Origin of the sequence: Massilia phyllostachyos, assembly GCF_021044825.1 — a bacterium.
In the GTDB taxonomy this organism is placed as follows: domain Bacteria; phylum Pseudomonadota; class Gammaproteobacteria; order Burkholderiales; family Burkholderiaceae_D; genus Telluria; species Telluria phyllostachyos.
In genome coordinates this window covers 605,786-615,155 of record NZ_JAJNOC010000001.1, presented here as the reverse complement: position 1 = coordinate 615,155, position 9,370 = coordinate 605,786, and the positions used below count along the sequence as shown (strand labels likewise).

The following is a 9,370-nucleotide window of genomic DNA, read 5'->3' as shown; positions in this document are numbered from 1 at the left end:
ACTTGTTTGAGGGAGACATGAAAGCGCTTAGTGATTACAACTTCTGCAACTCATGGGTGCTGCGTGAAGTGAACCTCACGCCGAATGAGGACTACCTGGTGCTGATGGACGTGGGCGAACTGAAACAGGGCGAACGCGTCAGGTTCGTCGGCTTCGATGACGTCGACAACCACTACGGCATCTTCGTCTTCGTGGATGCGCAGGACCGGATACTGGAGGTGTCCGGGGACTGCGCGGGAGAGAACCACTCATGCGTTCAAAACGTGAAACGGGCCCTGTGCAAGCCGTGATGCGGGAGTCGTCGGGCTAGCGGCTTCCGAGCTTTTCCACCACATAGGACAACCACTTGTCGTCGGAATTCGGCCGGCCGCGTACAGTCTCGATGCGCTCGAAACTGCGCCAGGTGGCCGGCTTGTCGCGGAAGATCAGGTAGCTTTCGCCGACCGTGAAGTTCGGCCGCAGCACGCAATCCGAATCGTTGTACAGCCGACCGCCGCCGCGGTTCCAGAATCCTTCGTCGCCATGGTCGCCGGCCGCTTGCGTCATCCGCGTTTCGCCTTGCGCGCCGGCGATGACGAAGCGCGCCTCGTCCGGGCCGAGGATGCGCTGGACCACTTCGAACTCGTATTCCACGGGCTGACGCCCACGGCCCGACCACGCCGCCGACGGCGTCGCGCGCACGACTTTGGCAACCGAGACGTCGGTGGCCATGGCGACCAGCTCTTCCGGTGTCACGTTCTGCGCGCGCGGCGGGGCGTGGCAGGCATGGGCCTCCAGGACGGCGAACGCACCGACAGCTAGGGCGACGCAAGCACGTTTCATCCAGCCGGGCGTCAAAGACAGCATACTCATGGACAGCCTCCTCATCGTATCGGGACAAGCGATGGTAGCAGCCGGCGCGGGCGCGAAAGTACGCGCACTGTCACGCAGACGGGTAGGCGGCAGCGGGCCAGGCCGGCTTCGCGCCACCCGCCGGATACCAGCGCGCCCGCAGCCGCATGAACGGCGTCTCGACCACCCGGTACAGCAGCCAGCCGCCGCCGATGCCGGCCGCCATGACGGCGGCGATGGTGAGCGGCGCGCCCGGATCGATGCCGCGGCTGGCAAGCTCCGGACGCAGCGCCATGAACACCGGCTTGTGCACCAGGTAGACCGCGTAGGACCACAGCGCCAGGCTGGCCACGCCGGGAACCTGCAAGCGGTTCAGCAGCGCGCCGGGGCTGAGCGCGGAAAGGGTCAGCAGCGCGAAACTCGTGGCCACCAGCGAGAAGCCGAAGGTCGAGGCCATGAAGGCGGTCGGCGCCTCGTTCATCACGCCGTACAGGACCGCCGCCGCCATCGCAAGACCAGCCGCCAGGAGAGCGTTCCCGTGCCGCAGGAGGCGCGCAAAGGCCGCCGGATGGAAGTTCTTCAGCATCGCGATCGCCACGCCCGGCAGCAGTTCGTCGAAGCGGCAGAAGCTCGAGTAGTACACCGGCGCCGCGAACACGTCCTTGCCGTCCATGAAGGCCAGGCCGCGCGCCATCATGCCGGCGCCGATTGCCGCGAACAGCGCGCACCACAGCAGGCGCGGCGAACGGCGCGCGCCGACCAGCGCCAGCACCGCGAGCGGCAGCACCAGGTAGAACTGTTCCTCGATGCACAGCGACCAGGAATGGGTGAAGGTCTCGCCGTAGTTCAGGCCGAAGTTCTGGGTAAAGGTGAGGAACTGCCAGGCTGGCGCCATGCTTTTTCCCGCGATCGGGCTGTCGGGCAGCAGAAGATAAACGGCCAGCACCGCGTAGTAGTTCGGCAGCGTGCGCAGCAGGCGCCGCGCGAAGAAGGATTTCAGTTCCAGACTCTCGCCGCGCGCCGCCGGGGCGAGGAGCTGGTTGCCGATCAGGTAGCCGCTCAGGACGAAGAACAGGTCGACGCCGGCCCAGCCGATGGCGCCGGCGATGCCGAAGGTCGGCGCGCGGCTGACGAAGCCGTTGTAGTGGGACATCAGGACCAGGACGATGGCGAGCGCGCGCAGGGTGTCCAGGCCGGCGAGCCGGGCCGGCTTCGAATACATGGGGATCATGCGGATTTGCGTTGTTGGAGGGCTTCCGCCAGGGCGGGCATATAGGTGCGGCTGGCGCGCAGCACGCTGCCGTCGCGCAGGCGCAGCAGGGCGTCGCGGTTGGTGAGGGCGCGCAGCTCGGCGATCATGTCGAGCCGCACGATGCTGGAGCGGTGCACGCGGTGGAACCGGCGCGGATCGAGCTGCAGGGCGAGGGTGTGCAGGCGCTCGCGCACCAGCCAGGTCTTGCCGTTCGCATGCAGGGTTGCATAGTCGCCGTCGGCCTCGATGCGCTCGACCTCGGCGACCGGGACCAGCACCGTGCGCGCGCCGACCCGCACCGAAAAGGCCTGCACCGCCGGCGCGGCGGGCGCGGTGGCGCGGCCCTGTCCCCGGTAGGGAAAGGCCTGCTGCGCACGGTCCAGCGCTTCGTCCATGCGCTCGTCGTCGACGGGCTTGAGCAGGTAGTCGATGGCGGCCAGGTCGAAAGCCTGCAGGGCGAAGCCGTCGTAGGCGGTCAGCAGGATCGCCATCGGCCGCTGCGCGGGCGGCAGCGCGGCCAGCACCTCCAAGCCGGTCCGTCCCGGCATTTCGACGTCGACGAACACCAGGTCGGGACGCAAGGCCGCGATGCCGTCATGGGCGCTGTCGCCGTCGCCGAATTCGCCGACCAGCGTGAAGCTGCCGCGCTGCGCGAGCCGGGTCTTGACCGCGAGGCGGGCCAGCGGCTCGTCGTCGATGATGACTACGCGGATCGTCATGCCGCCGCCTCCGCAGCGCGCAGCGGCATGGCGATGCGCACGCCGAAGCGGCCATCCTCGTCCCACGCTGCCTCGACCTGCTGCTCGGCGCCGTACAGATGGCGCAGGCGCTCACGAACGTTGGCCAGGCCGATGCCGCTGCCCGCCTGCGCCGGCGCCAGGCCATCGTTGTGCACCTCCACCAGCAGGCGTGCGTCCTGGCGCTCGACGCGGATGTCGAGCCGGCCCGGCGCCGCCAGCGGTGCGATGCCGTGGCGGATCGCGTTCTCGACCAGCGGCTGCAGCATCAGGTAGGGCACCACGGCCTCCAGCACGTCGGGGCCGGCCTTCATCGTCAAGCGCAGGCGCTCGCCCAACCTCGCCTTTTCGATCTCGAGGTAGGCGTCGAGCAGGGCCAGCTCCTCGGCCAGCGCGTGCTCGTGGCGGCCGTCGTGCGCCAGCGTGGCGCGCAGGAAGTCGGAGACGCAGGCGAGCATGCGGTTGGCCTCGCGGTTCGACTGCGCCGCCACCAGCGCCGAGATCGCGTTCAGGGAGTTGAAGAGGAAGTGGGGATTGACCTGCAGGCGCAGCGCGCGCAGCTCGGCGTCGCGCGCCGCAGACTGCGCCTGGGCCAGGTGCAGGCGCACCTGCTGCAGCGACAGGTAGTAGCCCGCCACCGCGTGCACCGCGCAGAAGGCGATCAGGGCCAGCCAGCAGCCGTCCAGGCCCTCGACCAGTTCGGACCAGCGGTACTCGGTCTCCAGTCCGAGCGAGATCGCCAGGCGCTGGCCCAGCACGGCGTTCAGCACCGACATCGCATAGCTTGCAAGCAGCAGCACCAGCGCCATGCGCAGCCAGGGCCATTCGCGCCGCCACATCGCGCGCTGCAGCAGCGCCAGCGGCATCAGCCAGGCCAGGCATGCCAGGAAGTACAGCGTGCGGAAGGCCGCGCCATGCTGGTGGCTGAAGGCCGGCAGCCCGAGGATGGCCATGCAGGCGCAGACCGGCAAGGCGGCCAGCACGGGGACGAGCAGGGGCGTTTCGACTTTCACGCTGGACGTTCCGATTCTTGTGATGCGTACGATTCTAGCGCGTCAGTCGCCCATCGAGAACAGCATCGAGCTGATCTTCCAGCCGTCTTCGGCGCGCACCATCTGCCAGCTTTCGCTGCCGCGGTTGGTCACCTTCCCGTCGTCGAGGAAGTCGAAGTCGAACCACACCGAGGCGACCGCGCCGTTGGTGTCGATGCGCACGTTGTAGAAGCGTTCCTCGACGGGCTTGTCGGCGTTCTGGATCATCTCGGCGAACTTCTTCCAGCTGCCGGGGAAGACCTTGCGCGCCTTCGGATTGCGCGCCTTGACCTTGGCCCAGACCCCATCATCCGCCACCGACAGCCAGCTGTCGTGGTCCTGCAGGAACAGGCTGCCGAGGGTCTTGCCGTCGTGGGCGATGATGGCGGCCTTGAACTGCTCGACCACCTTGTTGATGGCCGCGACGTCGGCGGCCGGGCCGTTGCCGGTGACTTTATCGGCGCCGTGCGCGGGGAGGCTCAGGCAGAGGGCGAGCAGGATCGAGGAAAGGGCGAGACGCATGGGAACTCCTGGAGTTGGAATGTTCCCACCTTAAGTGGTCGCCGGGCGGCGATCCAGCGCGATGCGTCGAGCCGTGCAGGCGGTGCGGTGAAACGGTGGAGCGCCTGTTAATTCGATTCCTTGATCATGCGGCCGTTGCTCGGCTGGACCGGACGGGCGTTCAGGGGATAGAGGCGCGAGAACAGCGCCATCTGCGCGGGCGAGGCCTGCATCGGCTGCTTCATGACGATCCACAGCACGTCTTCGGTGCAGGGCGGCTCGGTCAGCGATCCCATGTAGGTGAAGTATTCGCGCTTTTCCGGCAGGCCTTCGTTCGGGTCCAGCACGATCGAGGGCGAGACCGAAGTCAGCTTCTCCAGCGGCAGGTTGTTCCACACGGTCTGGATCAGGGAATTGGCGCGGCCGCGTTCCAGCAGCACGGCCAGCACCAGGAGCTTGCCTTCGAAGCTGCGGTGCACGAAGTGGATCACCATCTCGGTGCCCTTGCCGTTGATGCGTTCTTCCGACGGGCGGTGGAAGTGGAATTGCTGCAGCTCGTAGGTCTGGTTGCCGACCGTGAGGAAGTTGCCGCCGCCGACGTTGACCTGGATGGTGTGGCCGTTGTCGATCTCGCTGAACGAGGTCGGGTGGTAATCGAAGGCGATCTGCTCCAGGTCGACCTTCATGCCGTCGCGCAGGTCGATCGGCGACTGGCGGTTGCCGGTGCTGCACTTGGCCCAGTTCGAATTGATGTTCGACCAGTTGGCCGGGCCGTACTCGCCCTCATAGGTCCAGTGGGTGCCGTTCTTCGGCTTGTTGGCGGCGGCGATCGCGGCTTCGGCTTCCTTGCGGCGTTTCGCGTCCGCCGCCTTTTTCGCCCTGGCGGCCGACGCCACGCGCGCGGCCTGCTGCTCGCGCAGCTGGGCCAGGCGTTCGGCGATGCGGACCGACAGGTCGACCTCGGACTGGTCCTCGTCATGGGCGGCCGGCGCAGCGGCGGCGGCCGCGGGCGCCTGGGTGCGGACGGCGGCGGTCTTCAGGTCCGGCTTGATCGAGGGCTTGGCGGGCGCGCTGCCCTTGCCTTCGAGGATGGCCTTGACGTCGGCCGACTTGCCGTCGAGCTTGGCGTCGCTGGCCTTGAATTCGGCAACCGGCTTGGCCGGGGCGGCGGGTTTTGGAGCGGGGTCGCTCGCGCTTGCGCCGGCCATGGCAAGGCTGCAAGCGAACAGGGCGATAAGGTGGCGCATGGGATTCCAGTGTGTTCTCTCCTCAGTCTTATCGGCAAATCGTCGTCAAAACTTGAGTGCACCAAAGCAACAACGCCCCGAAAAAATCGGGGCGTTGGAAGAGCGGCAAGAGGTGAAATCAAAGCGGCAAGACTATCTGCCAAGCATGCGCCGTGCGAATTTGTACATCCCGCCAATGGCCAGCGGCACCATCGCCGCCGAGATACCGATCAGCACGATCTCGGTCAAGTGCTCCTGGATGATCGGGATATTGCCGAACAGGTAGCCGGCCGTGACCAGGCTGACCACCCACAATACCGCGCCGGCGATGTTGAACATCTGGAAGCGCGCATGGGTCATCTCGGACACCCCGGCGATGAAGGGCGCGAAGGTCCGCACCACCGGCACGAAGCGGGCGATGATGATGGTCTTGCCACCATGTTTCTCGAAAAAATCGTGGGTGCGCTGCAGCGCTTCCTTATTGATCCAGCGGTAATTGTGCGAAAACACCCGGTGGCCGATGCCACGGCCGATGTAGTAGTTCAGGGTATTGCCGAGGACCGCCGCCGCGACCAGCAGGCTGGTGAGCAAGGGATAATTCATTTCGCCGGTGGCGCAGAAGGCGCCCGCGACGAAGAGCAGGGTGTCGCCAGGGAAGAAGAACAGGACGACCAGGCCGGTTTCGCAGAACACGATCGCGAACAGCACGATATAGACATACAGGCCGTACTGGGCCAGCAGGGTGCCCAGCGTCTTATCGACATGCAGGATCATGTCGACCAATTGCATCAAATCCATATTCGTCCTAGAGGTAGCCCGCCATCATATCACCCCGGCGGCATACGGCTTTACCTTGTGACCACATTGCCGCACAATCGCCCGATTACGCATCCATTCGGGAGACTGCATGACCGCCGTGTTCGCTTCGCGCCTCGCCACCGCCACCCTGGCCCTGCTCGCCGCCGGCGCCCAGGCCGCCCCCGAGCAGGCCAAGCCCCTGCCGCCAAGAGCCAGCGTGGCCGACGTGGTCAAGGCCTCGAAGTCGGCCGACTGGCGCCCGCTCGACCCCGAAAACACGGTCTACATGGACTTGCCGACCGGCCGCGTGATCATGGAACTGGCCCCGGCCTTCGCGCCGGCCACCGCCGCCAACATCCGCGCCCTGGTGCGCGAAAAATACTTCGACGGCCTGTTCATCATCCGCTCGCAGGATGGTTTCGTGGTGCAGTGGGGTGACCCGGACGAGGAGAATCCGAAGCCGTTCAAGGCCGCCAAAACGGTGAAGGAAGAGTTCACGGTATCGATCAAGGCCGCGAGCAAGGGCGGCGTCTTCACCCGCCTGAAGGACGGCGACGTCTACGCGCCCCAGGTCGGCCACGTGAACGGCTTCCCCGCCGCGCGCGACCCGGCCAAGGGCGAGACCTGGCTGCCGCACTGCTACGGCATGGTCGGCGTGGCGCGCGACAATGGCTTCGACAGCGGCAACGGCTCCCAGCTCTACGTGGTCACCGGCCACTCGCCGCGCCACCTGGACCGCAACATCACCGTGGTCGGGCGCATCGTGCAGGGCATGCCCCTGCTGTCCGCCCAGCCGCGCGGAACCGGCGCGGCCGGCTTCTACGAGAAGCCGGAGCAGCGCATGCCGCTGCAGACGGTGCGCCTGGCGGCCGACCTGCCGGAAGCCGAGCGCAGCAAGTTCGAAGTGATGCGCACCGACAGCGCCACTTACCAGGCGGTGGTCGAGGCCCAGCGCAACCGCGGCGGGCCGTGGACCAAGGTCGCTAGCGGCAAGATCGACCTGTGCAACGCGCCGATTCCGGTGCGCGAGCAACGATAAGGCCGCCGCCGTAGCCCGGCGGGCGGGCTATAATTTGCGCATGAACGCGCCCGCCCCCACCCACCGTCCGATCCAGCAGCTGCCTGACCAGCTCATCTCGCAAATCGCCGCCGGCGAGGTCGTCGAGCGGCCGTCCGCCGTGGTGAAGGAGCTGCTCGAGAACGCGCTCGACGCCGGCGCGACCCAGATCACCGTACGCCTGGAAGAAGGCGGCGTCAAGCGCATCGCCATTACCGACAACGGCCGCGGCATCGCGCCGGAACAGCTGCCGCTGGCCCTGGCGCGCCACGCGACCTCGAAGATCGCTTCGCTGCACGACCTGGAACACGTCGGCACCCTGGGTTTCCGCGGCGAGGCGCTGGCCTCGATCGCCTCGGTGGCCGCGGTGCGCATCACCTCGCGCACGCCGGGCGCCGCCCATGCCCATGAAATCGTCGGCTCGCACGAAGGGACGGTGGCGCCGTCGTCGGGCGCCTTCGGCACCACGATCGACGTGCAGGACCTGTATTTCAATACGCCGGCGCGGCGCAAATTCCTGAAGTCGGAACAGACCGAATACGGCCACTGCGCCGAAGTCGTGCGCCGCATCGCGCTGGCGCGGCCGGACGTCTCGTTCAGCCTGACCCACAACGGCCGCACCATCGACCACTGGAACGTGAGCGAAGCGGCCAAGCGCAGCGCCCATATCCTCGGCAACGACTTCGCCGAGGCGCGCCTGCCGCTGGACGAATCCGCCGGCCCGCTGCGCCTGCACGGCTACGTCGGCCTGCCGACCGCCTCGAAGGCGCGCGCCGACGGCCAGTTCTTCTACGTGAACGGGCGCTTCGTGCGCGACAAGGTGCTGGTACACGCGGTGCGCGCGGCCTACCAGGACGTGCTGCACGGCGACCGCTTCCCCTGCTACGTGCTGTCGCTGGACCTCGATCCGGCCATGGTCGACGTCAACGTCCACCCCTCGAAGATCGAGGTGCGCTTCCGCGACAGCCGCGCGGTGCACCAGTTCGTGTTCCACGCGGTGCAGCGCGCCCTGGCCCAGACCTCGGCCACCGCCCACGGCAGCGCGCCGGCGCCGATCTCCGCCGCCGAAGTGCGTCCCACCGGCACGCCGGTGTGGGCGCCGCGTCCGCACGAGCAGACCTCGTTCGGCGCGCAGCTGGCGCCGACCTTCTCGCCCTCTCCGTTCGCGCCGGGCAGCCGCTGGGACGATGCGCGGCCGCAGCCCGCCACCGGCGGCGTGGCCCAGACCACGGCAGCCTACGGCGCCCTGTTCGCATCGAACGAGCCGGCCAAGGCCGCGGCGCCGGTGGGCGTGCCCTTGTCCGCCTCGGACCGCCCGCTGTCGAACGACGACTTCCCGCTCGGCTTCGCGCTGGCCCAGCTGCACGGCATCTACATCCTGGCCCAGAACACCAAGGGCCTGGTGCTGGTCGACATGCACGCGGCCCACGAGCGCATCCTCTACGAGCAGATCAAGAATGCGCTCGACGCTCGCGCCGACGGCGAGGAGCTGCAGGTGCAGCAGCTCCTGATCCCGGTGACCTTCTATGCCGACGCCATCGAAGTGGCCACCGCCCAGGACCATGGCGAGACCCTGAAGACGCTCGGTTTCGACATCGCCGCCCTGTCGCCGACCACGCTGGCCGTGCGCACGGTGCCGACCCTGTTGAAGAATGCCGACGCCCAGACCCTGGCGCGCGACGTGCTGCGCGACGTGCGCGAATACGGCGGCTCGCGCGTGCTGATCGAGCGCCGCAACGAGCTGCTCGGCACCCTCGCCTGCCACACCGCCGTGCGCGCCAACCGCATCCTGTCGAACCAGGAGATGAACGCGCTGCTGCGCCAGATGGAAATCACCGAGCGCTCCGACCAGTGCAACCACGGCCGCCCGACCTGGGTCCAGCTGGAGATCGCGGCGCTCGACAAGCTGTTCCTGCGCGGTCAATGATGGTGTCTCA

The 9,370-nt window shown here is 67.5% G+C and carries 10 protein-coding genes; 3 read left to right on the top strand and 7 right to left on the bottom strand.

Annotated features, from left to right (window positions below; translation table 11 throughout):
* Positions 1–17: 17 nt before the first annotated feature.
* A complete protein-coding gene (locus tag LQ564_RS02695) occupies positions 18–290 on the top strand; it encodes a hypothetical protein (protein ID WP_231056535.1) in 273 nt (90 codons plus the stop codon).
* A 16-nt stretch (positions 291–306) separates the two neighbouring features.
* Here the strand turns inward: LQ564_RS02695 and LQ564_RS02690 are convergent, their stop codons facing one another.
* The 7 genes from LQ564_RS02690 to LQ564_RS02660 form a co-directional block, all read right to left on the bottom strand.
* Complete coding sequence (locus tag LQ564_RS02690) at positions 307–852, bottom strand: H-NS histone family protein (protein WP_231056534.1); 546 nt, start codon at positions 850–852, stop codon at positions 307–309.
* Positions 853–922: 70 nt separating this feature from the next.
* Positions 923–2,062 carry an acyltransferase family protein gene (locus LQ564_RS02685; protein ID WP_231056533.1) on the bottom strand — a complete coding sequence of 380 codons (1,140 nt, stop codon included), beginning with the start codon at positions 2,060–2,062 and terminating at the stop codon, positions 923–925.
* Positions 2,059–2,802, bottom strand: coding sequence for a LytR/AlgR family response regulator transcription factor (locus tag LQ564_RS02680; RefSeq protein ID WP_231056532.1), 744 nt, complete (start codon positions 2,800–2,802; stop codon positions 2,059–2,061). The genes LQ564_RS02685 and LQ564_RS02680 overlap by 4 nt, the downstream gene beginning before the upstream one ends.
* Positions 2,799–3,833, bottom strand: coding sequence for a sensor histidine kinase (locus LQ564_RS02675; protein ID WP_231056531.1), 1,035 nt, complete (start codon positions 3,831–3,833; stop codon positions 2,799–2,801). Before LQ564_RS02675 ends, LQ564_RS02680 begins: the two co-directional genes overlap by 4 nt.
* Before the next feature lie 42 nt (positions 3,834–3,875).
* Complete coding sequence (locus LQ564_RS02670; RefSeq protein ID WP_231056530.1) at positions 3,876–4,373, bottom strand: Cif family virulence factor; 498 nt, start codon at positions 4,371–4,373, stop codon at positions 3,876–3,878.
* Positions 4,374–4,480: 107 nt separating this feature from the next.
* Positions 4,481–5,599, bottom strand: a complete 1,119-nt coding sequence (locus LQ564_RS02665; RefSeq protein ID WP_231056529.1) for a carbonic anhydrase — start codon at positions 5,597–5,599, stop codon at positions 4,481–4,483.
* A 132-nt stretch (positions 5,600–5,731) separates the two neighbouring features.
* Complete coding sequence (locus tag LQ564_RS02660) at positions 5,732–6,376, bottom strand: VTT domain-containing protein (protein ID WP_231056528.1); 645 nt, start codon at positions 6,374–6,376, stop codon at positions 5,732–5,734.
* A gap of 109 nt (positions 6,377–6,485) precedes the next feature.
* Between LQ564_RS02660 and LQ564_RS02655 the strand changes: the two genes are divergently transcribed.
* Together LQ564_RS02655 and mutL are read left to right on the top strand one after the other, a co-directional pair.
* Complete coding sequence (locus LQ564_RS02655) at positions 6,486–7,415, top strand: peptidylprolyl isomerase (RefSeq protein ID WP_231056527.1); 930 nt, start codon at positions 6,486–6,488, stop codon at positions 7,413–7,415.
* Between the two features lie 40 nt (positions 7,416–7,455).
* Positions 7,456–9,360: a DNA mismatch repair endonuclease MutL gene (mutL, locus tag LQ564_RS02650; protein WP_231056526.1), complete on the top strand. Its 1,905-nt coding sequence runs from the start codon at positions 7,456–7,458 to the stop codon at positions 9,358–9,360.
* The last annotated feature ends 10 nt before the right edge of the window (positions 9,361–9,370 follow it).

Excerpts from the sequence above, each read along its gene's own strand:
- LQ564_RS02695 (WP_231056535.1), top strand. The coding sequence starts at position 18 with ATGAAAGCGCTTAGTGATTACAACTTCTGCAACTCATGGGTGCTGCGT.
- LQ564_RS02690 (WP_231056534.1), bottom strand. The coding sequence starts at position 852 with ATGAGTATGCTGTCTTTGACGCCCGGCTGGATGAAACGTGCTTGCGTC.
- LQ564_RS02685 (WP_231056533.1), bottom strand. The coding sequence starts at position 2,062 with ATGATCCCCATGTATTCGAAGCCGGCCCGGCTCGCCGGCCTGGACACC.
- LQ564_RS02680 (WP_231056532.1), bottom strand. The coding sequence starts at position 2,802 with ATGACGATCCGCGTAGTCATCATCGACGACGAGCCGCTGGCCCGCCTC.
- LQ564_RS02670 (WP_231056530.1), bottom strand. The coding sequence starts at position 4,373 with ATGCGTCTCGCCCTTTCCTCGATCCTGCTCGCCCTCTGCCTGAGCCTC.
- LQ564_RS02665 (WP_231056529.1), bottom strand. The coding sequence starts at position 5,599 with ATGCGCCACCTTATCGCCCTGTTCGCTTGCAGCCTTGCCATGGCCGGC.
- LQ564_RS02660 (WP_231056528.1), bottom strand. The coding sequence starts at position 6,376 with ATGGATTTGATGCAATTGGTCGACATGATCCTGCATGTCGATAAGACG.
- LQ564_RS02655 (WP_231056527.1), top strand. The coding sequence starts at position 6,486 with ATGACCGCCGTGTTCGCTTCGCGCCTCGCCACCGCCACCCTGGCCCTG.
- mutL (WP_231056526.1), top strand. The coding sequence starts at position 7,456 with ATGAACGCGCCCGCCCCCACCCACCGTCCGATCCAGCAGCTGCCTGAC.